Raw genomic sequence first — 25,916 nt, forward strand, 5'->3', positions numbered from 1 at the left:
GTTCATATGAAACATCGTAGCTAGAGACCTTGCGCATCTTAAAGACCCTAAGACGATAGCTGGGGAAGAGCCCAAGGAGACAAGAGCCACCTACCATCGACCCGCAACCGGACTGGGTGATTTTTGGGCGGAGAGCAGAGACAGAGCTGGGGCCGGAGATGCCCTTTTCAGTGCCTATGGAATGCCTGCCAGAGAATTGATCTCTTGGAATTGGCACAAGAAATCCGGCACTTAAAGACAGAGGCCTGTAAGGCAAAAGCCCCTTGATTTCAGAGACTTAGTTAATGGCGGAGGGAGCGGGATTCGAACCCGCGATACGGTTTCCCGTATACACACTTTCCAGGCGTGCGCCTTCAACCACTCGGCCACCCCTCCAGCATGAGCCTTGTTCGGCTCAGGAACCCTTGCCCGCTGTCCGGCAGGCTGGTCAGGTTCTCCGCTTCCATCTGCGGAGCGCCCGTGTATCGCCAAATCGGGGCAAAAGGCAAGACCGAACTTGTGGCAAATCATCCCGAATCGCCTTTGCCATTGCGACAAAAGAGATTAGATAATTCCCCCTCTGTTTGGAGAGGTATCCTCCCTTGAAGTTTATTGCGCGTAGCCTTGGCCTCTTGCTGATCGCGGCAGGATTTGTTGGGTTGGTCATCGATGGAACCCGCTCCATTGTCAACAATGCTGTATCGTTCGCTCCCATAGGAAAAGTGGCTGGCATTATCTTCCCTGGAAGTATGACCGGTCTGGAGGCGGGCGCTGCGCAACGCGCTTATCCCTGGTTGTGGGAGCCAATTGCCACCTATGGTCTTCAACTGCCCGCTTCGGTGACCGGCTTCATCATCGGCGCATTCCTGCTGTGGTTGGGGCAGAAGCCCTTGGAGCCCATCGGCTACCTGGCCGAGCGCTGACGCTTTCACGGCAAGGTGACGCAAGCAGCCTCTCCCACGGGAGCGAGGCGATGATTACATAAGCGGGGTCACGCGAGGGATCCCCATGTTCAGCTTCCGCAAACGCACCGACCTGCCGAACGCCGCCGAGGCTCTGCCCGGCCGGTCCAGCCCCATCCCGACCGCAGAGCGGCATTTCATCAACGGCCGCCCGCTGCTGCCGCCCTATCCGGACCACATGGAGAAGGCCCTGTTCGGTCTCGGCTGCTTTTGGGGCGCGGAGCGCAAATTCTGGCAGCTAGGCGACGGCATCTGGATCACTGCAGCCGGTTATGCGGCTGGCGCCACGCCTAACCCGACCTACGAGGAGGTCTGCTCAGGTCTCACCGGCCACAACGAGGTGGTGCTGGTGGTCTTCGATCCGATGGTGATCTCCTATGACACCCTGCTGAAGACCTTCTGGGAGAACCACGACCCGACCCAGGGCATGCGCCAGGGCAACGATGTCGGCACCCAGTACCGCTCAGGGATTTATGTGTTCAACGAGGACCAGCGCAAATCCGCCGAGGCCTCCAAGGCCGCCTACGCCCAGGCGCTTGCCGCAATGAGATATGGGCCGGTCACGACCGAGATCATGGATGCCGGTCCGTTCTACTTCGCCGAGGACTACCACCAGCAGTACTTGGCCAAGAATCCGAGCGGTTATTGCGGCCTGGGTGGCACTGGCGTGTCCTGCCCCATCGGCATTGGCGTCGCGGCCGAATAGGCCGGGCGATCAATCTTCAAAACCGAGAGAGCGGTTCGCCTCCTGCAGGGGCGAATCGCTTTTTTCGTTCAAGGTCCGTCAGGCGCCTCGAGAACGCCGCGGCACTCGTTTGGCAGCTGCGCCATGGTCAGGGGCGGGCGGGGCTTGCCCGGCTTCGGCTTCAGCATCTGAGGCGTGAACCAAGCTGCCAGCTCCGCGCCGCAGCCGTCGCCGCCAGGAGGTGGGTCCTGATCCGAGCACCCGGCATTGCCGGCCGGGCAGGCGAGGCGGATATGGAAGTGATAATTGTGGCCCCAGGTCGGCCGCACCTTGGAGAGCCAGCTGCGGTCCGCGCCTGCCTCGCGGCAGAGGGCCTTCTTGATGGCAGGATTTATGAAGATCCGGGCGACGCTTCTTTCCTGAGCGGCTGCTCGGATGAGGGCGGTGTGCTGGGGCGTCCAGCGGTTTGGGTCCACGTCGAGCCAGTCGTCCCGCACCATGTTAGTGGCCGACATCTCCTCCCGCTCGGCCCGTGTCAGGCGGCGGTTGGGCATGGGCGTCAGCCAGATATCCGCATCGAGACCGATCTGGTGCGAGGCGTGGCCCGTGATCATGGGCCCGCCGCGCGGCTGCGAGATGTCGCCGACCAGAAGCCCCGGCCATCCGTTGACGGACGGAAGCCGTGTGGCAAACCTCTGCAGGAAGTCGATCAGCTGCGGGTGGCCCCAGTTGCGGTTGCGGGACAGGCGCATGACCTGCCAGTTGTCGCCGTCGATCGGGATGGCCGCTGCGCCTGCAACGCAGCCGCGGGCATAGCCGCCGATGGAGCGCGGCCGCAGGTCGGCGGCCGTGGTGCGCCGTCCGAAGAGCTCCTTCGCGGCCAAATTCGGATCGCTCGGGTTGGCGAGCGCCGGCAGGGGCTTCGGGTTCAGGGTGCCCTTGTCCTGAGCGGCGGCAGAACCGCCGATGACGAGAGCAAGTGCGATGACGGAGAAGCGAATCGGATTCATGCAGGCAGGCTAACCCGCATCCCTTCACTTCGGAACGTGCCGCCGGCGGCCATCTTGTCGCTCTTCAAAGGAAGGGCCGGATGTGAGGTCCGGCCCTTGGTCATCGTCAGTGCCGCGGCTGCGGACGGCCCTCGTAGGGACCGCGCTGGCTCACATGGCCCGGGCCGAGGGTGCGCTTGTCGTGACCGTTGCCGGTGCGCCGCATGGTGGGCTGGTAGCGCGGCGTCGGGCGCTTGGCTTGGCGCCGCCGCTGGCCTCCTCCCAGCGGCGGCATGAACAGCGCCGCGATGCCGGCCGCGACACAGGCGAGAACCGCCGCCGTGACGAGGGGGTGAAGCTGAGCCTCGAGCAGAAAGCTCGTCTTGCGCGGCTCGCCGGGAAGGGACGAGTACATGTCGCCGTCCTGGCGGGCCTGATAGAGGTTGTCGCGCATGCCGGGACGTTCCGGCTGATCCGTCGTCTGCGACCCGTAGCCTGTCCACTCCATCGCTTTGTCCACCAGACGCGGGGCCACCTTGCCCATGGCGCCGATGACCCAGCCGCCGAACCCGACGGTAATCTCACGCCGCTGATGCTCGGCCGCGAACATGATCGCCTTGCCCACGAGATGCGGATCGTAGGCCGGCGGGGGAACGGCATTGTTGTGATCGAGATAATTGCGGGCGTGCTCGACATAAGGCGTGTCGATGGAGGATGGTTTGATCAGCGTCACGGCGATTGGAGCGCCCTGGTTTTCCAGCTCCATGCGCAGGCCATCGGTGAATGCCTTCACGGCATGTTTGGAGGCGGAATACTGGGTCTGCAGGATCATGGCCCGCTCGGACAGGACGCTGCCGACGTTGATGATGGTGCCGCCGCGGCGGCGCATGTGGTCGGCTGCGATCATGGAGCCGTTGACGACGCCCCAATAGTTCACGTCGAAGAGCTGCCGCTGATCCTCCATGGGGATCTCGGTGAGGTTGCCGTACAGAGCAACGGCCGCATCGTTCACCCAGGTGTCGAAGCTGCCAAAGGTGTCGATGGCTGTGCGCGCCACGCGCTCCAGATCCTCCCGCTTGCTGACATCCGCCGTCACTGCAACGGCACGGGTGCGGCCATGGCTGAGCTCATCGGCAATCTTGCGCAGGGCCTCCTCGTTACGGGCCACGAGGACGAGGCCTCTGGCGCCGCGCTCGGCGAACAGGTGCGCTGTTGCAAGTCCGATGCCGCTGGATGCACCGGTGATCACGACCACCTGCTCCTCGACCGGCTTCTGGCGAACCGCCATGGCAATCTCCTTCATATCCTCAACCTCGGAAAGCGTTGATCAACGTGAGGGCGGTGAGGGGGTTCCTACGGCAGCGCTTGGTGCAGGAGCAAAGCCTTGGAAAGTCTGGAGAAGCGCGGCACGGAACCGGGTTTTCAACCCGAGCGTTGCCCTAAGTTCTCACAGACGAAGGAGCGAGATGATGGAGACGACGGCACAGAGCGGTGACGTTCGCGAAACCCATAGCCTGATCGCCAGCGACAAGGTCGAGGGAACGCCGGTCCGCCGCTCGGACGGTGAGAAGATCGGGACGATCGAGCGCGTGATGATCGAGAAGCGGTCCGGCAAGGTGGCCTATGCGGTCATGAGCTTCGGCGGCTTCATGGGTCTCGGCGAGGAATACTACACGCTTCCCTGGAGCGTCCTGAAGTACAATACCGAGCTCGACGCGTATGAGCTGAACCTCACTGAGGATCAGCTGCGCGGTGCCCCCCGGCGCAGTGCAGAAGGGCACGATGCCTCCTATGACCGTGAATGGGAGGAGCATGTTCATCGCTACTACAATGCCACCCCCTATTGGGGCGCCAGCGACCCGATGAGCACGGGTCGATAATCGACCCCAACGCCCAAAAAGAAATCGCCCGGCTTTCACCGGGCGATTTTTTATGTGCATGCGCCGGACGATAGGGACGCCTAGTCCGGCGCGTGCTGCATGGGCGTCTTAGCGCCTGGACTTCGAGGGGCTCTTGCGAGCGCTCGAGGAACGGGAGCTGGACGAACGCTTGGCAACCTTGCCCGACTTCTTCGTGGAAGAGGTCCGGCTCGAAGCGGCGGCAGCGCGTTTGGGCGCCGACTTGGAAGCGCCGCGCGACTTGGAAGCCGAGCTGCGGGACGAGGACTTCACCGCGCCGCGGCTGGAGCTGCGCGAAGCAGTCTTCTTGGCCGAAGAGCGCGATGCGCCGGAGCGAGCCGACGAGGACTTGCGAGCTGCCGCCGAGGTCTTCTTGGCAGTCGTCTTCTTGGCTGCAGTCTTCTTAGCGGTGGTCTTCTTCGCCGCTGTCTTTCTAGCGGTGGTCTTCTTGGCGCCAGACTTTGCCGAGGACTTGGCGGCCGACTTGGCCGAGGTCTTCTTGGCAGTCGTCTTTCTGGCTGTGGTCTTCTTAGCGGCCGTCTTCTTGGCCGTGGTCTTCTTGGCGCCGGACTTTGCCGAAGACTTCGCTGCCGACTTCGAGGTCGACTTCGCTGCCGTCTTCTTGGCTGCAGTCTTCTTGGCGCCCGAGCTCTTCGAGCCCGACTTCTTGGTGCTGGAGGAGCCGCTGCGAGAGCTGCTCTTCTTCGCGGTCTTCTTCTTGGTGCTGGTCGCACCGGTGTCACCCGTGAACAGCATCGTCAGCGGGTTCTTGGTATCTGTCGGCATTGCCGCCTCCTTCAAGGGCCTTCGCGTGCAACCGTCACGCTTGGAAGGCAACGTCGTTATACCAAGGGGGTTCCGAATAACGGAAAGTGTAGACAGTAGAACACGCACTTTTTCTGTGGATATGTTACTCGGCGCTGCTCTCTTCACTTGCGGATGCAAGACTCAATATCGGGTGCGAGATGAGGCAGTTAGAGACCCTTCTTCAGAGGCTTAGGCATGATCAATCATCCTAGGGCGCTGTCGCATACTGTCGAAAAAGTCATTTCACATCAGGTGCTTATATGATGTCGAAAGTTGATGGTCGTCATTGCGCGAGTATTCGAACATCTTCAAGAACGTTCAACATCGCGGTGGAATCCTCTTCACTCAGAGGGGGAAGATCAAGGTGTTTTCCGGGTCCGATGACGTGCTCTGATACGCACCGCAAAAAATCGACTTTGCGACATGACGTGCGGCATGGGAGCCGTCATTCGAGTCAAGAATCACGTTCGATGACTCATCGCCCGAGGTGTGGTCTGCCGAATTGAAGACAACCGGTCATGCGCGCCTTGGTCGCTGGAGGCTTCCTGTCGATGAAGGCTTCACGCGACGGAAGCGGCAGGGTAAGCGGAAGAGGCATTCACATCGTCTGGTCCATCGTGCCCCAACGCAGCATCCTTGCCGTCGTCCTCTGGATGAGCGGTGCGCTCCTCGCCTTCTCGGCAACGGCCATCGCCGTGCGCGCACTCGCGCCCGCCTTCTCGATCTTCGAGATGCTGGCGGTCCGCAACGGCGCCGGCGTCCTGATCCTGCTCGTTCTTGCACTCCTCAAGCCGGAGCTGAGACCTGGCTTGAGGCCGCGGCGCTTCCGCCTGCATCTTGCGCGCAACGTCCTGCATTTCGCCGGCACTGACGGATGGGCTTTCGGCCTCACGCTTCTGCCGCTAGCAACGGTTTTCGCTCTAGAATTCACCACGCCTGCCTGGGTGGCGCTGCTGGCGATTCCGCTGCTGAAGGAGACGATGACGCGAGGCCGATTGGTGGCCGTAATCCTCGGCTTCATCGGCATTCTCGTGATCCTGCGACCGGGCATGGAATCCTTGCAGCCAGCCAGTTTCCTGATGCTCGGAGTGGCTTTCAGCTTCGCTCTCGTGGCCATCATGACCAAGCGCCTCACGATGACCGAGAGCACCTTCTCGATCCTGTTCTTCATGAACCTGTTGCAGCTGCCCATGAACCTCGCCGGTGTGAGCCGGGCCTTCTGGCTCGAGGTGCAGTCGAGCCACGTGCTGCCCCTGATCGGCATCTCTCTCGGCGGCCTGCTCGCCCATTACTGCCTGACCAACGCCTACCGTCAGGGCGATGCCACGATGGTCGTGCCCCTGGACTTCATGCGCATCCCGCTGATCGCCTTCGTCGGGTGGCAGTTCTATGGTGAGCCGCTCGACCCTTATGTCTTCCTCGGCAGCTTCTGCATCATCGTGGGTCTTCTCTATTCCCTTCACCGAGAGGCACGCTCCGCATGACCTGGTCGCCGCAACAGGACGCCGCCCTGAAAGCCGTCGCCGAGTGGCTGCGCCGCGGCGACCGTCCCGTGTTCCGGTTGTTCGGCTATGCCGGTACCGGCAAGACGACGCTCGCCAAGCACATTGCCGAGCACGTGGATGGCGACGTGGCCTTCGGTGCTTATACGGGCAAGGCGGCTCTGGTGCTGCGCACGAAAGGTTGCGCGGATGCCTCCACCATCCACTCGATGATCTACAAGTCGCGGGAGTCCGACGAGAATGGTCCGCAATTCGTGCTCAACCGCCAGAGCCCGGCCTCCAAGGCCGATCTCATCATCATCGACGAATGCTCCATGGTGGACGAAGAGCTGGGGCGCGATCTCCTCTCCTTCGGTCAGCCGGTTCTCGTGCTCGGCGACCCAGCGCAGCTGCCGCCGGTGAAAGGGGGAGGGTTCTTCACGGAAGGCGAGCCCGACGTGATGCTCACGGAGGTGCATCGCCAGGCCAAGGACAACCCGATCATCCATCTCTCTATGCAGATCCGGGAAGGCGGGCGCCTCGAGCCCGGCATCCATGGCGAGAGCCGCATCATCCGCCGTCGCGAGATCGATGCCGCCGCCGTCATGGCGGCCGATCAGGTGCTGGTCGGCCTCAACAAGACGCGACGTCTCTACAACACCCGCCTGCGTGAGTTGAACGGTTATCGTGATCCCATGCCGGCCGCGGGCGAGAAGCTCGTCTGCCTGCGCAACGACAAGACCAAGGGCCTGCTCAACGGCGGCACCTGGAGCATCCAGGCCCTGCGCGGCATCCGCAACGACTTCATCCGCATGGATGTGGTGCCCGACGACGATGCCCGCCGCCGGTCCGTGGAAGTGGCCGTGCACAAGGCTTTCTTCGAGGGAACGGAGGAGGAGGTGCCGTTCGTCCTGCGCAAGGAGTCGGACGAGTTCACCTATGGCTACGCGCTGACCGTGCACAAGGCTCAAGGCTCGCAATGGGACGACCTCGTGCTCTTCGACGAATCCTTCGCCTTTCGCGAGCATCGGAGCCGCTGGCTCTACACGGCCCTGACCCGGGCCGCCGAGAAGGTCACCGTCGTGATCTAGAAGGCGATCTCCGATTTCGAAGCACGTTCGGGAACCCGATCAAGCTTGAGGCGCTTATGGTAGAAGCTGGACAGTAAGCGACAGGGGTTGCCGACATGCTCAAATGGGCTCTGATCTTTCTCGTTGTTTCCCTCGTGGCCGGAGCTCTGGGCTTCACGGGTATCGCCTCGGGGGCGCGCAGCATCGCCAAGGTCCTGTTCGGCATCTTCCTGCTGATCTTCGTGATCTTCATCCTGCTGGCCTGGGGAGCGGGCGAGCTCATCTTCTAGGATGCCGCCTGACCCGTTCACTGGGCCGCATCCGCGCCTCCAGATGATCGATCAAATAAAAAGGCGGGCCTAAAGCCCGCCTTTTTCAGGATATCACTGGGTTGCGAAGGCCGAGGTGTCTTCGCCTGCGAGCTTCTTCGCATAAAAGGCAATCGTTTTCGCGTAGACCTGCGACTTGTTCCAAGCGCGGATCGCTTCGTAATTCGGCGTTCCCGGCTCCCAATCGGCGCCCTTCACCCAGCCATGACCGCGCAGATAATTGGCCGTCGAGGCAAGCACGTCCGCCGGGCTGCGCAGGAGATCGGCGCGTCCGTCGCCGTCAAAGTCGACGGCGTATTTGACATAGGACGACGGCATGAACTGGGTCTGCCCCATCTCGCCAGCCCACGCTCCGCGCATCTCGGCCGGAGACAGGTCGCCCTTGTCGACGATCCTCAGTGCATCGAACAGATGAGCCTTGAAGAAGTCGGATCGGCGGCAGTCGTAGGCCAGCGTCGCGACCGAGCGGATGACCGGCAGGTTACCGCGCACGGCGCCGAAATCGGTCTCGAGGCCCCAGATCGCCACCAGCACCGGACCCGGCACGCCGAAGCGCTGTTCGATGCGCTGGAGGGTGGCGGCGTGCCGCTGCAGCATGTTGGCGCCGCCCTTGAGGCGACCAGCGGAAACCATGCGGCCGGCGAATTGCTCGAAGCTCTGCTTGAACACGCCCTGGCCGCGATCCTTCTTGATCACACTCTGATCCAAGGTGACGCCGGAAAGGCCCTGCCTGACGGCCTGGGCGGAGATGCCCTGCGCCACGGCCTCCTGCGCAATGTCGTCGAGCCATTTCTCGAAACCTGCCGGGTCCCGGCAGGTGGCAGCGCTTGCTTGACCTGCCGCGAGCAGGGTGGCCGCGATGAGCGAGGCGCGTATGAAGGCCTGCATGAAGTCTCTCCAGGTTTGTTCCGTTCCTGAGCGAGGTAGGGCCCGCATCCCGCAACTCAAGATCACAGGTCGTTGAGGCAACCGGAGCAGTGCCAGCGCGTTGCCATGAAGATGAGGGCCGTCCCAGCGGGAGGATCGAGTGCGTAGCGTCAAATCCTGGCGAGCGAGGATAGTTCAAGCCGCGACCCTGGTCCTGCTCTCCGGCGCTGTCAGTGCTCAGGCTGCGAACGGGCCGCTCGACCGGCCTGTGAGGAGCGAGCCTGTTCAGGTGCGCTTCGATCCCATGATCCGGCAGACCTCAGTGACAGGTGTGGTCCCGTCCGGCCTCTGCTTCTCCTTCTCGCTCCCGGAGGAATGGCGCCTGACAGCCGAGGGGGTGAAGGCCGCCCGTTCGGATGTGGAGATCGGCATCGGCCTTCGCTCCGCCGGAGAGCTTCGCGACATGCCGCAGCCCGATCTCGCGAGCCGCGACGCTGCCTTCCTGCAGAAGGATTACGAGGAGCTTCTCGGACGTCCTGCGCAATCGGTCTCCCTGTCTTCCCACGGGAAAGCCACGCACTGGTCCGCAACCTGGATCGATGCCAACCTGCCGAGCGCCTCGCAGAGCATGACAGTCGAGACGCTCATCGTGCCGCTCTCGGGCGAATGGGTGCTCGAGCTCTCACTGAGTGGCGTCGATACTCGGGCGTCCCATGATGCGCTCGCGCAGCGCCTGTTGACGCGATTGCAGGTGCAGGGCAGGGCAGCCTGCCAGGGCTAGATCTCACACCGGTATTGAACGCTTTTCATTTGCCCGTTAGCCATTCACGGTAACCGTACCAGGAGCGGCTTCGCGCAAGGACAGGTATCAAGCCATGGATGTGATCATCTACCACAATCCCCAATGCGGCACCTCCCGCAATACGCTTGCGATGATCCGCAATGCGGGGATCGAGCCGCATATCGTCGAGTACCTGCAATGCCCGCCCACGCGCCTGCTCCTGCGCCAGCTCATCCGGCGCATGGGGGTGAGCGTCCGCGATGTGATCCGCGAGAAGGGAACGCCGTTCCAGGAACTCGGCCTCGGTGATCCGTCCCTCACCGACGATCAGCTGCTCGATGCGATCATAGCCTATCCGGTCCTGATCGAGCGTCCCATCGTGGTCACGCCGCTCGGCGTCAGGCTCTGCCGTCCGTCGGAAGCCGTGCTCGACATCCTGCCGCCGCAGTTGGGCGAGTTCGTCAAGGAAGATGGTGAGCCGGTGGTCGATGCCGCAGGGCGGCGCGTCGGCATCGCCTGACGCTGCGGAACAAGCGGGCGCCTCTCCGGTTCAGGAACAGGACATTCCATTACCGGAGGAACAGCCCATGGAACTTCAAGGCAAGGTCGCGCTCGTCACGGGCGCAGGGTCCGGAATCGGCAAGGCGGCGGCCCTGCGCCTTGCGCGTGAAGGCGCCATGGTGGGCGTGCTCAGCCATACCGATGACGAAATCCGCAAGACCGCGCAGGAGATCGAGCAGGCCGGAGGCAAGGCCATCCCGCTCGTGGCCGACGTGGGGGATGAAGGGCAGATGAAGAAGGCGGTGGCCGATCTCGTCCAGACTTACGGACGGCTCGACATCGTCTTCGCCAATGCGGGCATCAACGGCGTCTGGGCGCCGATCGACGAGCTGCAGCCGGCAGAATGGGACCGCACCATCAATACGAACCTGCGCGGCACTTATCTGACGATCCACTATGCGGTGCCGCACCTGAAGAAGGCGGGCGGCTCCATCGTCATCACGGCCTCCATCAACGGCACGCGCACCTTCACGAGCGCAGGCGCCACGGCCTATTCCGCCACCAAGGCCGCCCAGGTCGCGATGACGAAGATGCTGGCCGTGGAACTCGCCAAGCACAAGATCCGTGTGAACGTGGTCTGCCCCGGCAAGATCGACACGGAGATCACGGAGAACACCGACAAGCGGAACACGGAGGAGGCCGAGGTGCCGGCTGAGTTTCCCGAGGGTCGGATTCCGCTCACCGGCAACGAGCCCGGCACGAGCGAGGAAGTGGCGGAGCTCGTGCTGTTCCTCGCTTCTGATCGCGCCCGTCACATCACAGGAACACCGGTCTGGATCGACGGAGCGCAGTCACTTCTGGTGTGACGACGTGCGGCTGGAGGCGCTAGTGCGCCTCCAGCCGTGCTCCCACGGGAACGCTGGGCTCCGGCACGAAGGCTTCCTTCGCTTCTGTCGGTGGCGCGGCGCGCTGGATGCTGCGGTAGGCGCCCCAGATCGCCATGAGCGACTGGGCGATGACGAAGACATAGACGAGCCCCAGGCGTCCGAACTCCGTCATGACCGCGCCCGCGATCACGGGCCCGATGGCGGCGCCTGCGCCCAGCAGGATCAGGAGACCGCCGGCGGCGGCAACGAACTCGCCGGGCTTCACCATGTCGTTCACATGCGCCGTGACGATGCTGTAGGTGGGGATCACGCTGCCGCCGAAGATCGCCACATAGGCAAAGAGCAGCCACACGGGCACATCCAGCGGCACGAAATGGATCAGCGCGAGCAGGATCGATGCCGCCATAGCGGCCGTGCCGACGATCACATGGCGACGGTCCATGCGGTCGGAGAGCCAGCCGAGGGGGTACGTGGTGATGAAGCCTCCGAGCGTTCCGCAGGCCATGAAGATCGCAATCTCCGCAGTGCTGAGTCCCCGGTCCTGGGCCCAGATCGGGCCGAGCGCGAAGTACGAGCTGGTGGTGATGCCGCACAGAACGGCCGCCACCACGCCGAAGGGCGATTGCCGATAGAGCTGCATCAGGTCGATCTTCGTGTCGCTCACCGCATGGGCCGGGGCGGTGGCCCGCGACAGGGCGGTGGGCACGAGGGCGAGCGAGATGAGAATGGCCACGAAGCAGAACAATCGGTACCCGTGCGGGTCACCCACAGGCAGGAGCATCTGCCCGCCGATGCCGGCCACCAATCCAGTCATGCTGTAGAGACTCAAAACCTGCCCGCGTGTCTGCGCCGTCGCGGAGGCGTTGAGCCAGCTCTCCACCACGATGAAAAGCCCTGCGAAGCAGAAGCCGGTCACGGCCCGCGCGGCGACCCACACGGCCGGGCTGATCACAAGGAGATGCAGGAGAACGGCCGATGCGGCCACGGCCGCCAGAGCCGAGAACGCGCGCGTGTGCCCCACCTGATGGATTACCCGTCCGGCCCAAAGCGATCCGAGAACGATGCCCACCCAGAAGGCCGCGCCCACGGCTCCGATCACGGTCGGCGTGAACTGCTCGAGGCTTCCGCGCACGCTGAGCAGCGTGCCCTGCAGGGTATTGCCGACCTGCATGAGAGCATAGCCGAGGAGGAGGGCGAAAAGCGTCGGCAGCGTGGTCCGCAGGGACGAAGTCATGGGCTCCCCTCGTGAAGCGAGATCCTGTGGCTTGGATGTGCGGTGCGTAGGAGCTGGCCTCACCTATGGACGTGCCGAATCCCGGTGTCGCGCGACCCCGTTCCTCGGCGAATGACAGTGGAGAGACCTAGCCCCGTGTGTGAGTTGAACTCTGCCGGGGAGGGGATGTTCCAATGTTCGATTATGTAGGGGCGTCGCAAACGAAAAGGCCCGGCAATGGGTGAGCCGGGCCTTTGGGTCTTGATGAAAGATGCAGGCGTGCCTCAGCTGTCCATCTTCAGCGCGGCGATGAAGGCTTCCTGCGGGATGTCGACCTTGCCGAACTGGCGCATCCGCTTCTTGCCTTCCTTCTGCTTGTCGAGCAGCTTGCGCTTGCGCGAGGCATCGCCGCCGTAGCACTTGGCAGTCACGTCCTTGCGGAGCGCCCGGATGGTTTCGCGGGCGATGATCTTGCCGCCGATCGCCGCCTGGACGGGGATCTGGAACATGTGCGGCGGGATGAGTTCCTTGAGCTTCTCGCACATGGCGCGGCCGCGGCCCTCGGCCCGGTCGCGGTGGACCAGCATGGACAGCGCGTCCACCGGCTCGGCATTGACCAGCACCGACATCTTCACGAGGTCGCCCTCGCGGTAATCGGAGATGTGATAGTCGAAGGAAGCGTAGCCCTTCGAGATCGATTTCAGGCGGTCGTAGAAGTCGAACACCACTTCGTTGAGCGGCAGGTCGTAAACCACCATGGCTCGCTTGCCGACATAGTTGAGGTCGATCTGAACGCCGCGGCGCTCTTGGCACAGCTTCAGCACCGAGCCGAGATAATCGTCAGGCGTGAGGATGGTGGCGCGGATCCACGGCTCCTCGATGGTCTCGATCTTCATCACGTCCGGCATATCGGCCGGGTTGTGCAACTCGATGGTCGAGCCGTCACGCAGCTTCAGGTGATAGACCACGGAAGGCGCGGTGGAGATGAGATCGAGGTTGAACTCGCGCTCCAGGCGTTCCTGAATGATCTCGAGGTGCAAGAGGCCGAGGAAGCCGCAGCGGAAGCCGAAGCCGAGAGCCGCGGAGGTCTCCATCTCGTAGGAGAAGCTGGCGTCGTTGAGGCGTAAGCGGCCCATGGCGGCGCGCAGGTTCTCGAACTCGGCGGCATCCACCGGGAAGAGACCGCAGAACACCACCGGCTGCACGGGCTTGAAGCCCGGAAGCGCTTGGGCCGTGGGCTTGCGCTCATCCGTGATGGTGTCGCCGACGCGGGTATCGGCCACTTCCTTGATCGAGGCGGTGAAGAACCCGACCTCGCCGGGGCCGAGCTGTGCCAGTTCGGTCATCTTCGGCGAGAACACGCCGACGCGGTCGAGGCTGTAGGAGGCGTTTGTCCCCATCATCTTGATGGTTGAGCCCTTCCTCATCGACCCGTCGATGATGCGCACGAGCACCACCACGCCGAGATAGGCGTCGTACCAGGAATCGACGAGCAGCGCTTTGAGCGGTGCATCCGGGTCGCCCTTAGGCGGCGGCAGCTTCTTGACGATGGCTTCCAGCACGGCTTCGATGTTGAGGCCCGTCTTGGCCGAGATCGGCACGGCCTCCGAGGCGTCGATGCCGATCACCTCCTCGATCTGCTCCTTGATCCGGTCCGGATCGGCGGCAGGCAGGTCGATCTTGTTGAGGACCGGCACGATCTCGTGGTTGGCGTCGATGGCCTGATAGACGTTGGCCAGCGTCTGCGCCTCCACGCCCTGGGATGCGTCGACCACCAGGAGCGAGCCCTCGCAGGCGGCGAGTGAGCGCGAGACCTCGTAGGCGAAGTCCACGTGGCCGGGGGTGTCCATGAGGTTCAGGATATAGGTCTTGCCGTCCTGTGCCGTGTATTCCAGGCGCACGGTCTGCGCCTTGATGGTGATGCCGCGCTCGCGCTCGATGTCCATGTTGTCGAGCACCTGCTCCGTCATCTCGCGGGCAGTGAGCGCCCCCGTGGTCTGGATCAGGCGGTCGGCGAGCGTGGACTTGCCGTGGTCGATATGGGCCACGATGGAGAAGTTGCGGATATTGTCGAAGCTGCGCGTGGTCATCAGTAAACTCTGGCGGGTGTGAAACCCTGTTGGCCGGGCAATAGCAGCCCGGCCCCCTCATGCCAAGGGAAGGCGGTGTCGCGTAGGGTCTTTCCAGGGTTTCGGGCTGCCTCAGTGCCCCGCCGCGAGCCCGGCCCCCTCCTTCTGGTGGGTGCCCAGCTTCTCGACCAGGGTGGCGCTCGCCTCGTTGAGGCCCACGATCTCCATAGGTCGCCGCACCCTGAAGCTTTCTGATCTGGCCAAATATCCCGAAAACTTAAGTCTCTTGTAACGTAATAATAACGAAAATCTCGTACTGGTTGCAGTTTCTATTAGGGGCCAAATGTCGGATCTGGGCACGACATGCTCATGCCGGCACATCAGGTGACGTGTGGATCAAGCATCTCTCTCCGAATTTGGGCTGTACTTCGGCCAGTATCATCAGGCCAAGAAAGGTTTTCAGCTCGGGGCTCCTCCGGAGGCCCGTGAGCTTGAAGAGGTGAGCGACTATGTCCTCACCTTGTTCGATGGCTTCAATGTCCAGATCTACTGCGTGATCGATTACGAGGCGCACCCGGATAGGACATTTGAGCTCCCGTTGGAGACGGTCGTCGAGATCGGGGAGAGGTGCAAAGCTCATACGCGCAGGATCTTCGCAAACAAGGGCTACGTATTTATCTCCCTGATCGAGCTGGGGAGGGCCCCCTCGCCTGAGCGGCGCGAGCACCTGTCGCGCTACAGAAAGAACAGCCTCTTTTCCAAGGTTCGGGTGATGGCGTTCACCATCGAGCAATGCGAGCCTGCTGTCTGGACGAACGCCAGCGCCCAAGGCGGGCTTCAACGCCGCGCCTTTCTGGCTCTCCTTCAGAAGCCTCGCTTGTCACGAGATGAGCTTGTGCCTCGTCAGGTTGCCGTTCGCCAGGCTGTCTTTCCATGGGCGGCTGCCGCCCTTGCGGCCTTTCTGGCGGGGGTCTTCATGCTCGAGATGGCCTATGGAATAGGACCCGGAGAGAAAGGTTTCGCGCCAAGCCTGAGAACTCTCGTAGGATTTGGTGGTCTTCTCAAGACCGCTGTTGAAAACGGCGAGTGGTACCGGTTTTTTCTCGCTCCGATTCTTCACGGCAATGCATTTCATCTTCTCCTCAATCTGGTTGCGCTCTTCCTCGCAGGTCGTGTCTTCGAACGCTTGTCCGGTTGGGTCTGGTTTCTGGCAACCTTCGCGTTGAGCGCTTTGGGAGGAGCCCTCGGTTCGCTGCTCTGGATCGGGGACGGTATCGTGACCGTCGGGGCATCGGGAGGCATATCGGGCCTGTTGGCTGCCGGGTTCGTCAGCACCTTGCGGCTCCCGGTGGGAGCCGAGAGAACGCGTTTCCAGATAGGCCTTCTAGCAATCCTGATTCCAGGCCTCCTGCCTCATCTTCCGAAGGCGGGTTCCATGAGCATCGATCTGGGAAGCCATATCGGCGGGGCGGTCACGGGAGCGCTCGTCGGCTTCTTCCTGATCAGGAACTGGTCTGTTGACAGGCATCTGCCCGCATTTCGAATGTTGGCAGCCGGCATTGTTGCCGTCAGCTTGGCCGCTCTGGGCGCATCCTCCCTGGCAGCCCGGGAGGGCTACCGTCAGCAGAAACTTGCCCTTCATCTCGTCCCTGACGATGAGATGCCGAAGAACGACGCCGAATGGATCAGTCGGTCCGAAGCACTGGTGGGCCAATATCCAAGGGATCCGAGGGTTCGGGTGGCACGAGCCATCGGGCTGGTGCGAACCCTTGACCTGCCCGAGGCAGAACGGGAACTCCAAGAAGGCCTGTCGCAGGAGGAAATTCTGCGCATTCTCAAGCCCGAGTTGGCCATATCGGCTCGCGCCATTCTGGCCCTCGTCCTTCATGATCAGAACAAGCCCGAGGCGCGGGCAGTGGCTGCGTTGGTGTGCGACAAGGCGCCGGAAGGGATGGTTAAAGCGATGCGGCAGAGAGCTTTATGCCCTTGAGCGAACGATTGCCATAAACTTGGTCTCTGAGCCCGATCTGAGCATCGCCATCCTCTGAGCGCGCCCTATCCTCCCGTAGCGCATACATGCTCCCGAGGCGGTAATGGCAGGAACTTCGGCACTTCCAGGCGATGCGGACTTGGGCGGCTCCAGCCGCCCCGAGCTTCACCGGTCCATCGGCCCCTTCCAGCTGGCGCTCTACGGCCTCGGCAGCATGCTGGGTTCGGGCGTCTATGGCCTCATGGGACAGGCGGCTGGCCAAGTGGGCAACGCGGTCTGGCTCGCCTTTCTGGTGGCTCTCGTGGCGGCCCTGCTGACAGCGCTCACTTATGCGTCCTTGGGCTCGCGCTATCCGCGGGCCGGAGGGGCGGCCTATGTGGCGGAGCGGGCCTATCGTTCGCCGCTCATCGGCTTCGTTGTGGGGCTGGCGGTGGCCTGCTCGTCGCTGACCTCCGTCGCCACCCAGTCCCGGGTGTTTGCTGCCAATCTCGCTACGCTCACCGGAGGCGGCGAGAGCACAGTCACGTGGCTCGCGATCGGGTTCCTGCTGCTCCTGACCGGGCTCGTGCTGCGCGGCATCCGGGAATCCATGTGGGTGAACGTGCTCTGCACCTGCATCGAGGCCGGTGGGCTGTTGCTCGTGGTGGCGGTGGGCATCAGCTACTGGGGCAGCGTCGACCTGTTCGAGACGCCGCCGCCCGGAGAAGCGGCCAGCGACGTGATGATGCTTCTCGTGCTCCAGGGGGCGGTGCTGACCTTCTTCGCCTTCATCGGCTTCGAGGACTCGCTCAACGTGGCCGAGGAATGCCGCGATCCCCAGCGCACCATTCCCATCGGGCTGATCGCCGCCATGGCGATGGCGGCGATGATCTACATGGCGGTGGCGATCACCGCCGTCTCCGTGCTGCCCTGGCGCGAGCTTGCGGCAGCGCCGGGACCGCTGACGGCGGTGATGGAGCGGGCCGCTCCGTGGCTCTCGCCTATCGTCTATACGGCCATCACCCTGTTCGCCGTCGCCAACACGGCCCTGGTCAATTACGTCACCGCTTCGCGCCTTGCCTATGGCATGTCGCACCAGGGCCTGCTGCCGTCCTGGCTTGGCCGGGTCCATGCCACCCGGCGCACCCCGCATCTGGCGATCCTCGCTCTTTTCGTCGTGGTGGCCCCGCTCGCCCTCATCGGCACCATCGGTCAGCTCGCGGCAGCCACCGTGCTGCTTCTGCTCCTCGTTTTCGCCCTCATGAATGGAGCGCTGGTGCTGCTGAAGAACAGGCAGGGGGAGCCGCATGGACGGTTCGAAATTCCTGCCTTCCTGCCGATCCTCGGCTGCCTCGTCTGCGCGTGTCTCGTGATCGTGCGCGTCACCACGGGCGACTGGCGCGCGCCGGCTCTTGCGGGCGGGATGATCGCCGGGATCCTGGTGCTTTATGCGCTGTTCCGGCCCAAGGCGGACCGCTTGAGCGCAAACACCTGATCCCTTCCGAGACGAGAACGTCCGAAGAGCCACCTCCGAAGAGTTTTAGGCGCACGACGCACAGGTGCGTAGGATCACCGCTGCGTGAGGGGAAAAGGCGTATCCATCGGCATGTGTTCGCCCTGGAAGAAGGAAGGCGTGCATGGCCAAGGTCATTGCCACCGGGGAAGGGTCGGGATCCGGTTGGGATCGTCGTTCGGCTGCTGTCGGTGCGATGCTGATCCTGTCCTTCGTCGTGTTGACGAATGTGCCTGCGATCCCGCAGCCCGCAACGTCGACCCCGCCATCGACGCTGCAGGAAACCGGCCTCTATGCCGATTTCGCCGCCTTGCAGGTCGATCCCGCGCATCTCGCCTTCGCGCCGCAATACCCTCTGTGGAGCGACGGCGCCACCAAGCGCCGGTGGGTCTCCTTGCCGCCGGGCACCGCCATCGACGGCTCCGATCCGGAAGCCTGGATCTTCCCGCTCGGCACGCGTTTCTGGAAAGAGTTTTCCTTCAACGGCGAGAAAGTCGAGACGCGCTATCTCGAACGCCGGGCTGACGGACAATGGCTCTATGCCGCCTATGCCTGGAGCTCGGACGGCCGAGACGCGCAGCTCGTTCCGGCTCAAGGCAAGCGCGGCGCTTATAAGCTCGCCGGCGGACGCTCGCATACGATTCCGGGTGTGGCCGACTGCAAGGCGTGTCATCAAGGAGCGCCTTCCGAGGTTCTCGGCTTCGGCACGCTGCAGCTCTCGCCGGAGCGGGATGCCGGTGCGCCGCATGCCGAGGTCCGGCCCGAGCCGCATGTGGATCTCTCCTACCTCGTCGATAAAGGCCTGCTTGTCGGCCTGCCCAAGGATCTGCTCGATGCGCCGCCTCGGATCGTGGCGGCAACGGCAACGGAGCGTGCCGCTCTCGGCTACATGCACGCCAATTGCGGGCACTGCCACAACGAGCGAGGCTCGCTGCAGAATATCGGGCTCTTCCTTCGTCACAGTGTCAGCACGGCAGGCGAGCCGGCTATCGCGACCACCGTCGGACAGCCCGTGAAAAAACCGGCTCCCGGCCAGTCCCCCGATGCCGTGCTGCGCGTCGCGCCGGGGCATCCGGAGCGCAGCGGGCTGATGCAGCGGGTTTCATCCCGTTACTCCGCCCTGCAGATGCCGCCGCTCGGGACCGAGCTGATCGATGATGAAGCCGTGCGCTTGCTCTATCGCTGGATCGCAGAAAAAGGCGCCTCCAGCCAGCAAGCGCACGTAAACGAGGAGGGAGAGTAGCATGCGCCGTGATCTGCCGTTGATGTCGATGATTGCCCTGCTGGTGCCCGGCGCCATGCTCGCTCAGGATGCCGGCACAGGCGCGCCGGTGAAGCGTGGCGAATATCTGGTCTCGATTGCAGGTTGTCACGATTGCCACACGCCCTGGATCATCGGCTCCGGCGGGCCCGAGCCCGATATGAAGCGGGCTTTGTCTGGTCACCCGCAGGATCTCGCCATCACGGCGCCGGCCAGTGTCTCACCCCCTTGGAGCGGCGCTATGAATCCAACGTCGACAGGTTGGTCTGGTCCCTGGGGCGTGAGCTTCTCGGCCAATCTCACGCCGGATCCGGAGACCGGCGTGCTGCGGGATTTCACCGAGCAGCAATTCATCCAGACCATGCGCACGGGGCGCCACCAAGGTCAGGGCAGGCAGATCCTGCCGCCGATGCCATGGCCGGCCTACGGAAAGATGACGGACGACGACCTGAAAGCGGTCTTTGCCTATCTTCGCCAAGTCCCTCCCGTGAAGAACAAGGTGCCCGATCCGCTGCCACCGAAGCCGTGATATCCAGGCGAGGCTCTAGCGCCCCTTTTCCAGAATGCGCGAGATCACCTTGGCGGTGTAGTCCACCATCGGGACGATGCGAGCGTAGTTGAGCCGCGTCGGGCCGATGACGCCCAGCACCCCGACGATCTTCTGACTGCCGTCCCGGAACGGGGCTGCAATCATCGAGGAGCCGGAGAGCGAGAACAGTTTGTTTTCCGAACCGATGAAGATGCGCACGCCCTCACCACCCTCGGCGCGGCTCAGAAGGTCGATTACGTCCGTCTGCGTCTCGAGATCCGAGAAGAGCAGGCGGATGCGCTCCAGATCTTCCACCGCCCTCAAATCGTCCAGGAGATTGGCCTGGCCGCGCACGATGAGCTGGCGGGAATCCGCAGGTCCGACCGTGGTGGCAAGCCCCGCCTCGACAAGACGGGCGGTGAGCGCATCGAGTTCGCGCTCCATGTCGCCGCGGCGCGCTTGGATCTCGCCCTTGACGTCGCCGAGCGTTTTGCCCTGGATGCGGGCGTTGAGGAAATTGCCGGCTTCCACGAGGGCCCCGGCCGGAAGGCCCGCGGGCAGGTCGAGGAGGCGGTTTTCCACCGAGCCGTCCTCGGAGACCAGCACCACCAAGGCGCGGGCCGGGTCGAGGCGCACGAATTCGATATGCTTGAGCCGCGCATTGGACTTGGAGGTCACAACCACGCCTGCGCCCCGCGAGACGCCGGACAGCAGGGTCGAAGCCTCGGCGAGCGCCGTTTCCATGGTGTGGCCCGAGGCGGCGGCCCGCATCTGCGCCTCGATGCGCGCCCGCTCGTCGAAGGTGACGTCGCCGATCTCCATCATGGCATCGACGAAGAAGCGCAGGCCTGACTCGGTCGGCAGGCGCCCGGCGCTGGTATGGGGCGCGAAGATCAGGCCGGCAGCCTCCAGGTCCGCCATCACGTTGCGGATCGAGGCCGGCGAGAGCGCCATCGGCAGGATGCGCGAGAGATGGCGCGAACCCACGGGCTCCCCGGTGATCAGGTAGCTTTCAACGATCTGGCGGAAGATTTCGCGAGAACGGTCGTTCAGCTCCGCGATGACGCGAGCTTCCGACAAGTGGGAAAAGGGCCCGGTGGCATGCATCCGATGGATTCTACGCTCTCAACAACTCGACGCTGCAATGAAGCATTATGTGCGGGCCCAGGGCCTATTAGGCAAGGCTTGACCCTTGCGCAAAGCGCCCGGGGGCCTCAAACAGGCGTGAATCACGAGATCTCAAGGAGAATCCCGCCATGCGTCCATCCAACCGCGCCCTCGACGAATTGCGGCCTGTTACCCTGGAGCGTGGGGTCGCGCGCTATGCGGAGGGCTCCTGCCTCGTCTCCTTCGGCAACACGAAGGTGATCTGCACCGCCTCGCTGGAGGAGAAGGGCCCGCCGTGGCTGCGCGGCACGGGCAAGGGCTGGGTGACGGCGGAATATTCCATGCTGCCCCGCGCTACCCACGAGCGCACCCGGCGCGAGGTCAATTCCGGCAAGCCGTCGGGCCGCACCCAGGAGATCCAGCGCCTGATCGGCCGCAGCTTGCGCGCCGTGGTCAACCTGCCGGCTATCGGCGAGCGGCAGATCGTGGTCGATTGCGACGTGATCCAGGCCGACGGCGGCACCCGCACCGCCTCCATTACCGGCGCCTGGGTGGCCCTGCACGACTGCTTCACCTGGATGCAGAGCCGCTCCATCATCTCGATCAATCCCCTGCGCGAGCCCGTCGCGGCAATATCCTGCGGCATCTACAAGGGCACCCCGGTGCTCGACCTCGACTATGCGGAGGATTCCGCCGCCGAGACGGATTCCAATTTCGTGATCACGGGCTCGGGCGGCATCGTCGAGGTCCAGGGCACGGCCGAGGGCAAGCCCTTCTCCGAGGAAGAGTTCCTGAACCTGCTCCGCCTCGCAAAGGCCGGCGTGGCGCAGCTCGTGGACCTGCAGAAGAAAGCCGTCGCATGAGCCTGCATCGTGCACTGACCGGCAAGGTCGTCATCGCGACCCACAATGCGGGCAAGTTGCGCGAGATGCAGGAGCTGCTCGCGCCTTTTGGGATCGAGGCGGTGTCGGCAGGCGAGCTCGGCCTGCCCGTGCCCGACGAGACGGGGCACATGTTCGCCGAGAACGCCGCCATCAAGGCTCATGCGGCGGCGAAGGCTACAGGCCTGCCGGCGCTTTCCGATGATTCGGGGCTCTGCGTTCACGCGCTCGACGGCGCGCCCGGCCTGTTCACGGCCGACTGGGCCGGGCCGAACAAGGACTTTTATGCCGCCATGGAGCGGGTGATGCGCGAGCTGGAGAAGCGCGAGGCCGCGGATCGGCGCGCGCACTTCGTCTCCGCCTTGGTCATCGCCTGGCCTGACGGTCATGAGGAACTGTTCGAGGGCCGCATCTTCGGTGAGGTCGTCTGGCCGCCGCGCGGCGACAAGGGCTTCGGCTACGATCCCATGTTCCAGCCGGACGGCTTTAATGAAACCTTCGGGGAGATATCGTCCGAGGAGAAGCACGGCATCGACTGGTCGAAGCCGCAGCCCTCGGGCCTTTCCCACCGGGCGCGCGCCTTCGTGAAGTTGGCGGCGGGGTGCTTGGAAAGGGCTTGATCAAGCTCTTCGGAGAGTAGCCAGTCATGCTGACGGTGGTCCACATCAACGGTCCCATCAACAGCGGCAAGTCGACTCTTGGCCGCGCTTTGGTCGATTCCCTCCTCGACGCATCCTTCATCGACGGCGATGATCATGATGCCCCGGATGACGCGCCTCTGAGCGTCCGGATCGAGGCTGCCCTTCGTCGTATCGAAATGGAAATCGCGACGAGGCAGGGGCGTCACCTTGTTGTGGCCTACCCTTTGGACGGTGCTGATTACGAGAGGTTGAAGGCGGCCTCTGACAGGCGCGGGGCTCGATTCCTGGTTCTGACTCTGGCGCCGCCCCTTGAGGTGGCGCTCACGAACCGAGGTCAGCGGGCTCTCTCATCTGAGGAGAAGCGCCGCATCGTCGAGATGTATGATGAGGGATACCATGCCCGTTCTTTCAGCGACCTCGTTCTCGATACGTCTCTGTTGGGCCTTTCCGAGAGCCTTGAGAAAGCACGCGCGCTAGTTCTCGCAAGCGCCTCCTGAATGGAAAAGAGCGCCCCGAAGGGCGCTCTCGCTGCTCATTAGCCGGTTTAGACGTTGGTCGGGCCGTTGCCCCGACGCTTGGCCATGTAGGCGTCGAACTCCTCGCGGTCCTTGGCCCGCTTCAGCTCCTCGACGAAGTTGCGGAAGTCGCGGGCTTCCTCGTCGAGCTTGCGGCGTTCTTCCTCGAGGCGCTCGATCTCGCTGCGGCGGTAATCGTCGAAAGCCGCGTTGCCCGTGCTGGCAAAGCCGCCGAAGCCGGCTGCACCGCGGGACGCGAGGTCATCCCGTGCCCGGCCGAAGGTGTCGCGGAAGAAGGACTTGGCCTCGTCGTATTTCGGATATCCACACATTTTCCACACCAGATAGGCCAGCGCGAGCGGCCAGACAAAGATGAAGCCCAGAATGATGCCGGCGATCTCCAGACCGCGGCCGGGCTTGCGCCCACGGCGGTTGGTCCGGTTTTCCCACGGCCCCGCATGAGGGCCCGCGTTCCAGGCGGCGGAGGCAGAATCTGACATCGAAAGGGTCCTATGTTAATGCTAACAACATTAACATGCGGATCGATCCAGGCGCTTTCAAGAGAAGAAAATCGAAAAATCGACAGGGAGCTTAGGATCGGCCCTTCAGGGCGCCATGGACGAGGGCAAGGACGCCGGCACGCAGAAGCTCGTACTTGTCGGGCAGGCCCGGCCCTCTTGGCAGCTGGCCCGCCGCGTCGAGGGTCGCGATGCCGTGGGACAGCGCCCAGACCTCGATGGCGATGAACCGGGCATCGACGGTCTGAAAACCCTCCGGGAAGGTGTCGGCGAGCGCCTTGACCAGGAAGTCGAACGCGTTGCCGGAGGGCTTGCCCCCGCTTTCCACAGCTTTGGCCCAGAAGGGCGCGCAAGCCTCGCCCTCGGCGGGCTTGGCCGAGAACATGGCCGTATAGAAGCCTGGCTCCTGCTCGGCGAAGGCCAGATAGGCCTCTCCCATGCGGGTGAAACGCTCCAGCGCCGTGCCCTCGCTCTGCAAGGCACGGCCAAGGCGTTTCGCGAGTTCGTCATAGCCGCGGAAGGCCACCTCGGCCACCAAAGCGTCCCGGCCCCGGAAATGCCGGTAGAGCGCCGCAGGCGTCACGCCCACGAGCTTGGCTGCATCGGCCAGCGTGAACCCGCCGATGCCCCGCTCGGCAATGAAGCGCTGCGCCGCCTCGATCAGCGCCTCCTTCAGGTTGCCGTGGTGGTAGCCCTGCCGGTCGAACGGACCGCGCCAATGCCGCATGATGGGTTCCTAACTCTCTGCCGACCACCTTAGGCCTCCGGTGCGGCGGAAGCCAGAATGGAAAGGCTCATGGGGTGAACATCATTGTGGGCGAAGAGGTTCAGAAAAGTTTGCCGTGAGGCATTTCCAAAGGCGTCATCCCGGACGGAGCAGCCGATCCGGGATCGTTGGACGAGTAGAGCGCGGGCACACCTCTCCCAGTGGGAGAGGTCGCGCCAGAGGCGCGGGTGAGGGGTTAGCGCCCTCTCTGGATAAGCCTGTAACCCCTCACCCCAGCCCTCTCCCTCAGGGAGAGGGAGTGAGCGCTCTATCCTGCTGACGATCCTGGATCGGCTTTCGCCGCCCGGGATGACGGGATATCAGAGGGCTAACGCGACACCAGCACCCGTGACGTTCGCCCTTCGACCTGCCATATACGCCCCATGATCGATCACCCGACGCGCGATGTGGGCTTTGGCGTCTATGTCCATTGGCCCTTCTGCGCCTCCAAATGTCCCTATTGCGACTTCAACAGCCATGTCCGCCACCAGCCGGTGGATCAGGAGCGGTTTCTCGCGGCGTTCAAACGCGAGATCGCCCACACGGCCGCGCGCATTCCGGGCAGGACGGTCACGAGCGTGTTCTTCGGCGGCGGCACTCCCTCGCTGATGAAGCCGCAGACCGTGGGCGCCATCCTTGACGCCATCGGCGGCGCCTGGGGCATCGACTCCCAAGCTGAGGTGACCCTGGAGGCCAACCCCACCAGCGTCGAGGCAGAGCGCTTTCGCGGCTATCGGAGTGCTGGCATCAACCGGGTGTCGCTCGGTGTCCAGGCGCTCAACGATCCCGATCTCAAGCGCCTCGGTCGCATGCACTCGGTCGACGAGGCCCTGGGCGCGGTGAAGATCGCCGCCTCCATCTTCGAGCGCTATTCCTTCGACCTGATCTATGCCCGCCCCGGCCAGTCTCCAAAAGATTGGGGCGCGGAGCTGGAGCAGGCCATCTCCCATGCGGTGGAGCACCTGTCGCTCTATCAGCTCACCATCGAGCCCGGCACCTGGTTCCAGCGGCTCTACGATGCCGGCAAGATCGCCGTGCCGGACGAGGAGACGGGCCGGGCGCTCTACGACATCACGCAGGAGGTGTGCGAGAAGCACGGCCTTCCGGCCTACGAGATCTCGAACCATGCCAGGCCCGGCGCGGAATCGCAGCACAACCTGCTCTACTGGCGCTACGGCGAATATGCCGGCATCGGCCCCGGTGCCCATGGCCGTCTCGTGACCGGCAATGCTCGTCTCGCCACCGCGACGGAGAAGCACCCGGAGACTTGGCTCGAATTGGTGGAGCGGGAAGGCCACGGCGTCATCGACGAAGAAGTCCTGACCTCCGAGGCCGAGGGCGACGAGTTTTTGCTCATGGGCCTTCGCCTGAAGGAAGGCGTCGACCCCCGCCGCTTCGAGGCCTTCACGGGCAAGACGCTCAATCAGCGCGGCTTGCGGATTCTGAAAGAGGAAGGCCTGATCCGCCACGACGGCTCACGCCTCGCAGTGACGCCAAAAGGTTTCCCGGTGCTCAATGCGGTGATTGCTGAGTTGGCTGCTTAGATAATCATACAGTGTCATCCCGGGGCTGCGCAGCAGAACCCGGGATCGCTGGACGAGAGTGGCTCCCTTTACCTCTCCCAGTGGGAGAGGTCGCGCCGGCGGCGCGGGTGAGGGGTTAGCGCCCTCTCCGGATAAACCTGTAACCCCTCACCCC

Annotated in this window: 26 protein-coding genes, 1 tRNA gene and 1 pseudogene; 18 read left to right on the forward strand and 10 right to left on the reverse strand. The window is 63.6% G+C overall.

Features of this window, described 5'->3' with window-relative positions:
- Window positions 1–285: 285 nt before the first annotated feature.
- Window positions 286–375 (reverse strand) — tRNA-Ser (locus VB618_RS04895).
- 206 nt (window positions 376–581) lie between these two features.
- On the opposite strand from VB618_RS04895, the gene VB618_RS04900 reads away from it, so the two are divergent.
- Both VB618_RS04900 and msrA read left to right on the forward strand, forming a co-directional pair.
- Entirely contained in the window at window positions 582–902 is a 321-nt protein-coding gene (locus VB618_RS04900) for a PetM family of cytochrome b6f complex subunit 7 (protein ID WP_329795434.1), read from the forward strand.
- An 85-nt stretch (window positions 903–987) separates the two neighbouring features.
- On the forward strand, window positions 988–1,647 hold the full coding sequence (msrA, locus tag VB618_RS04905) for a peptide-methionine (S)-S-oxide reductase MsrA (protein ID WP_329795435.1): 660 nt from the start codon (window positions 988–990) through the stop codon (window positions 1,645–1,647).
- Between the two features lie 68 nt (window positions 1,648–1,715).
- Here msrA and mepA read toward each other — a convergent pair whose 3' ends face one another.
- Together mepA and VB618_RS04915 are read right to left on the reverse strand one after the other, a co-directional pair.
- Window positions 1,716–2,636 (reverse strand): penicillin-insensitive murein endopeptidase, encoded by a 921-nt coding sequence (mepA, locus tag VB618_RS04910; protein WP_329795436.1) that lies wholly within the window; start codon window positions 2,634–2,636, stop codon window positions 1,716–1,718.
- 106 nt (window positions 2,637–2,742) lie between these two features.
- Complete coding sequence (locus tag VB618_RS04915) at window positions 2,743–3,903, reverse strand: SDR family oxidoreductase (protein ID WP_329795437.1); 1,161 nt, start codon at window positions 3,901–3,903, stop codon at window positions 2,743–2,745.
- 181 nt (window positions 3,904–4,084) lie between these two features.
- On the opposite strand from VB618_RS04915, the gene VB618_RS04920 reads away from it, so the two are divergent.
- From VB618_RS04920 to VB618_RS04940, 5 genes are all read left to right on the forward strand, one after another.
- A complete protein-coding gene (locus tag VB618_RS04920; RefSeq protein ID WP_329795695.1) occupies window positions 4,085–4,495 on the forward strand; it encodes a PRC-barrel domain-containing protein in 411 nt (136 codons plus the stop codon).
- 133 nt (window positions 4,496–4,628) lie between these two features.
- Window positions 4,629–5,513 (forward strand): hypothetical protein, encoded by an 885-nt coding sequence (locus VB618_RS04925; protein WP_329795438.1) that lies wholly within the window; start codon window positions 4,629–4,631, stop codon window positions 5,511–5,513.
- A 325-nt stretch (window positions 5,514–5,838) separates the two neighbouring features.
- Window positions 5,839–6,804 carry a DMT family transporter gene (locus VB618_RS04930; RefSeq protein ID WP_329795439.1) on the forward strand — a complete coding sequence of 322 codons (966 nt, stop codon included), beginning with the start codon at window positions 5,839–5,841 and terminating at the stop codon, window positions 6,802–6,804.
- The gene (locus tag VB618_RS04935) at window positions 6,801–7,892 is read left to right on the forward strand and encodes an ATP-dependent DNA helicase (protein WP_329795440.1); all 1,092 of its coding nucleotides are present in this window, start codon (window positions 6,801–6,803) and stop codon (window positions 7,890–7,892) included. The genes VB618_RS04930 and VB618_RS04935 overlap by 4 nt, the downstream gene beginning before the upstream one ends.
- A gap of 95 nt (window positions 7,893–7,987) precedes the next feature.
- On the forward strand, window positions 7,988–8,161 hold the full coding sequence (locus tag VB618_RS04940) for a DUF1328 domain-containing protein (protein ID WP_201861801.1): 174 nt from the start codon (window positions 7,988–7,990) through the stop codon (window positions 8,159–8,161).
- Window positions 8,162–8,254: 93 nt separating this feature from the next.
- On the opposite strand, the gene VB618_RS04945 is transcribed toward VB618_RS04940, so the two are convergent.
- Window positions 8,255–9,088: a lytic murein transglycosylase gene (locus VB618_RS04945; RefSeq protein ID WP_329795441.1), complete on the reverse strand. Its 834-nt coding sequence runs from the start codon at window positions 9,086–9,088 to the stop codon at window positions 8,255–8,257.
- A gap of 139 nt (window positions 9,089–9,227) precedes the next feature.
- Here VB618_RS04945 and VB618_RS04950 point away from each other — a divergent pair, with 139 nt between their 5' ends.
- The 3 genes from VB618_RS04950 (at window position 9,228) to VB618_RS04960 (ending at window position 11,215) form a co-directional block, all read left to right on the forward strand.
- The gene (locus VB618_RS04950) at window positions 9,228–9,848 is read left to right on the forward strand and encodes a hypothetical protein (protein WP_329795442.1); all 621 of its coding nucleotides are present in this window, start codon (window positions 9,228–9,230) and stop codon (window positions 9,846–9,848) included.
- 94 nt (window positions 9,849–9,942) lie between these two features.
- Complete coding sequence (gene arsC / locus VB618_RS04955; protein ID WP_329795443.1) at window positions 9,943–10,368, forward strand: arsenate reductase (glutaredoxin); 426 nt, start codon at window positions 9,943–9,945, stop codon at window positions 10,366–10,368.
- A gap of 67 nt (window positions 10,369–10,435) precedes the next feature.
- Window positions 10,436–11,215 (forward strand): SDR family oxidoreductase, encoded by a 780-nt coding sequence (locus tag VB618_RS04960; protein WP_329795444.1) that lies wholly within the window; start codon window positions 10,436–10,438, stop codon window positions 11,213–11,215.
- 19 nt (window positions 11,216–11,234) lie between these two features.
- On the opposite strand, the gene VB618_RS04965 is transcribed toward VB618_RS04960, so the two are convergent.
- The 3 genes and pseudogenes from VB618_RS04965 to VB618_RS04975 all read right to left on the reverse strand — a co-directional run.
- Entirely contained in the window at window positions 11,235–12,470 is a 1,236-nt protein-coding gene (locus VB618_RS04965) for an MFS transporter (protein ID WP_329795445.1), read from the reverse strand.
- A 263-nt stretch (window positions 12,471–12,733) separates the two neighbouring features.
- On the reverse strand, window positions 12,734–14,539 hold the full coding sequence (lepA, locus tag VB618_RS04970; RefSeq protein ID WP_329795447.1) for a translation elongation factor 4: 1,806 nt from the start codon (window positions 14,537–14,539) through the stop codon (window positions 12,734–12,736).
- 111 nt (window positions 14,540–14,650) lie between these two features.
- Window positions 14,651–14,752, reverse strand: a pseudogene (locus tag VB618_RS04975) (sodium-independent anion transporter); the annotation flags it as partial.
- Between the two features lie 157 nt (window positions 14,753–14,909).
- Between VB618_RS04975 and VB618_RS04980 the strand changes: the two are divergent.
- From VB618_RS04980 to VB618_RS04995, 4 genes are all read left to right on the forward strand, one after another.
- The gene (locus tag VB618_RS04980) at window positions 14,910–16,508 is read left to right on the forward strand and encodes a rhomboid family intramembrane serine protease (protein WP_329795448.1); all 1,599 of its coding nucleotides are present in this window, start codon (window positions 14,910–14,912) and stop codon (window positions 16,506–16,508) included.
- A 103-nt stretch (window positions 16,509–16,611) separates the two neighbouring features.
- Complete coding sequence (locus VB618_RS04985) at window positions 16,612–17,982, forward strand: APC family permease (RefSeq protein ID WP_329795449.1); 1,371 nt, start codon at window positions 16,612–16,614, stop codon at window positions 17,980–17,982.
- 142 nt (window positions 17,983–18,124) lie between these two features.
- On the forward strand, window positions 18,125–19,243 hold the full coding sequence (locus VB618_RS04990) for a hypothetical protein (protein WP_329795450.1): 1,119 nt from the start codon (window positions 18,125–18,127) through the stop codon (window positions 19,241–19,243).
- Window position 19,244: 1 nt separating this feature from the next.
- Window positions 19,245–19,790, forward strand: a complete 546-nt coding sequence (locus VB618_RS04995) for a c-type cytochrome (RefSeq protein WP_329795451.1) — start codon at window positions 19,245–19,247, stop codon at window positions 19,788–19,790.
- Window positions 19,791–19,805: 15 nt separating this feature from the next.
- Here the strand turns inward: VB618_RS04995 and hrcA are convergent, their stop codons facing one another.
- A complete protein-coding gene (gene hrcA / locus VB618_RS05000; RefSeq protein ID WP_329795452.1) occupies window positions 19,806–20,897 on the reverse strand; it encodes a heat-inducible transcriptional repressor HrcA in 1,092 nt (363 codons plus the stop codon).
- A gap of 149 nt (window positions 20,898–21,046) precedes the next feature.
- On the opposite strand from hrcA, the gene rph reads away from it, so the two are divergent.
- Genes rph through VB618_RS05015 form a run of 3 tightly spaced genes read left to right on the forward strand, consistent with a single transcriptional unit; the run spans window position 21,047 to window position 22,916 of the window.
- Window positions 21,047–21,760: a ribonuclease PH gene (gene rph, locus VB618_RS05005; protein WP_329795454.1), complete on the forward strand. Its 714-nt coding sequence runs from the start codon at window positions 21,047–21,049 to the stop codon at window positions 21,758–21,760.
- Window positions 21,757–22,398: an RdgB/HAM1 family non-canonical purine NTP pyrophosphatase gene (gene rdgB / locus VB618_RS05010; RefSeq protein WP_329795456.1), complete on the forward strand. Its 642-nt coding sequence runs from the start codon at window positions 21,757–21,759 to the stop codon at window positions 22,396–22,398. The genes rph and rdgB overlap by 4 nt, the downstream gene beginning before the upstream one ends.
- 26 nt (window positions 22,399–22,424) lie before the next feature.
- Complete coding sequence (locus VB618_RS05015) at window positions 22,425–22,916, forward strand: shikimate kinase (RefSeq protein WP_329795457.1); 492 nt, start codon at window positions 22,425–22,427, stop codon at window positions 22,914–22,916.
- Between the two features lie 47 nt (window positions 22,917–22,963).
- On the opposite strand, the gene VB618_RS05020 is transcribed toward VB618_RS05015, so the two are convergent.
- Both VB618_RS05020 and VB618_RS05025 read right to left on the reverse strand, forming a co-directional pair.
- Entirely contained in the window at window positions 22,964–23,434 is a 471-nt protein-coding gene (locus VB618_RS05020) for a DUF2852 domain-containing protein (RefSeq protein WP_329795458.1), read from the reverse strand.
- Window positions 23,435–23,525: 91 nt separating this feature from the next.
- Window positions 23,526–24,179 (reverse strand): TetR/AcrR family transcriptional regulator, encoded by a 654-nt coding sequence (locus VB618_RS05025; protein WP_329795459.1) that lies wholly within the window; start codon window positions 24,177–24,179, stop codon window positions 23,526–23,528.
- A gap of 422 nt (window positions 24,180–24,601) precedes the next feature.
- Here VB618_RS05025 and hemW point away from each other — a divergent pair, with 422 nt between their 5' ends.
- Window positions 24,602–25,762 (forward strand): radical SAM family heme chaperone HemW, encoded by a 1,161-nt coding sequence (gene hemW, locus VB618_RS05030; RefSeq protein ID WP_329795460.1) that lies wholly within the window; start codon window positions 24,602–24,604, stop codon window positions 25,760–25,762.
- Window positions 25,763–25,916 lie beyond the last annotated feature (154 nt).

It is taken from the genome of Microvirga sp. CF3062 (assembly GCF_036314045.1).
In the GTDB taxonomy this organism is placed as follows: Bacteria; Pseudomonadota; Alphaproteobacteria; order Rhizobiales; family Beijerinckiaceae; genus Microvirga.

Excerpts from the sequence above, each read along its gene's own strand:
- VB618_RS04930 (WP_329795439.1), top strand. The coding sequence starts at position 5,839 with ATGCGCGCCTTGGTCGCTGGAGGCTTCCTGTCGATGAAGGCTTCACGC.
- VB618_RS04945 (WP_329795441.1), bottom strand. The coding sequence starts at position 9,088 with ATGCAGGCCTTCATACGCGCCTCGCTCATCGCGGCCACCCTGCTCGCG.
- VB618_RS05015 (WP_329795457.1), top strand. The coding sequence starts at position 22,425 with ATGCTGACGGTGGTCCACATCAACGGTCCCATCAACAGCGGCAAGTCG.
- VB618_RS04960 (WP_329795444.1), top strand. The coding sequence starts at position 10,436 with ATGGAACTTCAAGGCAAGGTCGCGCTCGTCACGGGCGCAGGGTCCGGA.
- lepA (WP_329795447.1), bottom strand. The coding sequence starts at position 14,539 with ATGACCACGCGCAGCTTCGACAATATCCGCAACTTCTCCATCGTGGCC.
- arsC (WP_329795443.1), top strand. The coding sequence starts at position 9,943 with ATGGATGTGATCATCTACCACAATCCCCAATGCGGCACCTCCCGCAAT.
- VB618_RS04995 (WP_329795451.1), top strand. The coding sequence starts at position 19,245 with ATGCGCCGTGATCTGCCGTTGATGTCGATGATTGCCCTGCTGGTGCCC.
- VB618_RS04985 (WP_329795449.1), top strand. The coding sequence starts at position 16,612 with ATGGCAGGAACTTCGGCACTTCCAGGCGATGCGGACTTGGGCGGCTCC.
- VB618_RS05020 (WP_329795458.1), bottom strand. The coding sequence starts at position 23,434 with ATGTCAGATTCTGCCTCCGCCGCCTGGAACGCGGGCCCTCATGCGGGG.
- rdgB (WP_329795456.1), top strand. The coding sequence starts at position 21,757 with ATGAGCCTGCATCGTGCACTGACCGGCAAGGTCGTCATCGCGACCCAC.
- hemW (WP_329795460.1), top strand. The coding sequence starts at position 24,602 with ATGATCGATCACCCGACGCGCGATGTGGGCTTTGGCGTCTATGTCCAT.
- rph (WP_329795454.1), top strand. The coding sequence starts at position 21,047 with ATGCGTCCATCCAACCGCGCCCTCGACGAATTGCGGCCTGTTACCCTG.
- VB618_RS04965 (WP_329795445.1), bottom strand. The coding sequence starts at position 12,470 with ATGACTTCGTCCCTGCGGACCACGCTGCCGACGCTTTTCGCCCTCCTC.
- VB618_RS04920 (WP_329795695.1), top strand. The coding sequence starts at position 4,085 with ATGGAGACGACGGCACAGAGCGGTGACGTTCGCGAAACCCATAGCCTG.
- mepA (WP_329795436.1), bottom strand. The coding sequence starts at position 2,636 with ATGAATCCGATTCGCTTCTCCGTCATCGCACTTGCTCTCGTCATCGGC.
- VB618_RS04940 (WP_201861801.1), top strand. The coding sequence starts at position 7,988 with ATGCTCAAATGGGCTCTGATCTTTCTCGTTGTTTCCCTCGTGGCCGGA.
- msrA (WP_329795435.1), top strand. The coding sequence starts at position 988 with ATGTTCAGCTTCCGCAAACGCACCGACCTGCCGAACGCCGCCGAGGCT.
- VB618_RS04990 (WP_329795450.1), top strand. The coding sequence starts at position 18,125 with ATGGCCAAGGTCATTGCCACCGGGGAAGGGTCGGGATCCGGTTGGGAT.
- VB618_RS04915 (WP_329795437.1), bottom strand. The coding sequence starts at position 3,903 with ATGGCGGTTCGCCAGAAGCCGGTCGAGGAGCAGGTGGTCGTGATCACC.
- VB618_RS04935 (WP_329795440.1), top strand. The coding sequence starts at position 6,801 with ATGACCTGGTCGCCGCAACAGGACGCCGCCCTGAAAGCCGTCGCCGAG.
- hrcA (WP_329795452.1), bottom strand. The coding sequence starts at position 20,897 with ATGCATGCCACCGGGCCCTTTTCCCACTTGTCGGAAGCTCGCGTCATC.
- VB618_RS05025 (WP_329795459.1), bottom strand. The coding sequence starts at position 24,179 with ATGCGGCATTGGCGCGGTCCGTTCGACCGGCAGGGCTACCACCACGGC.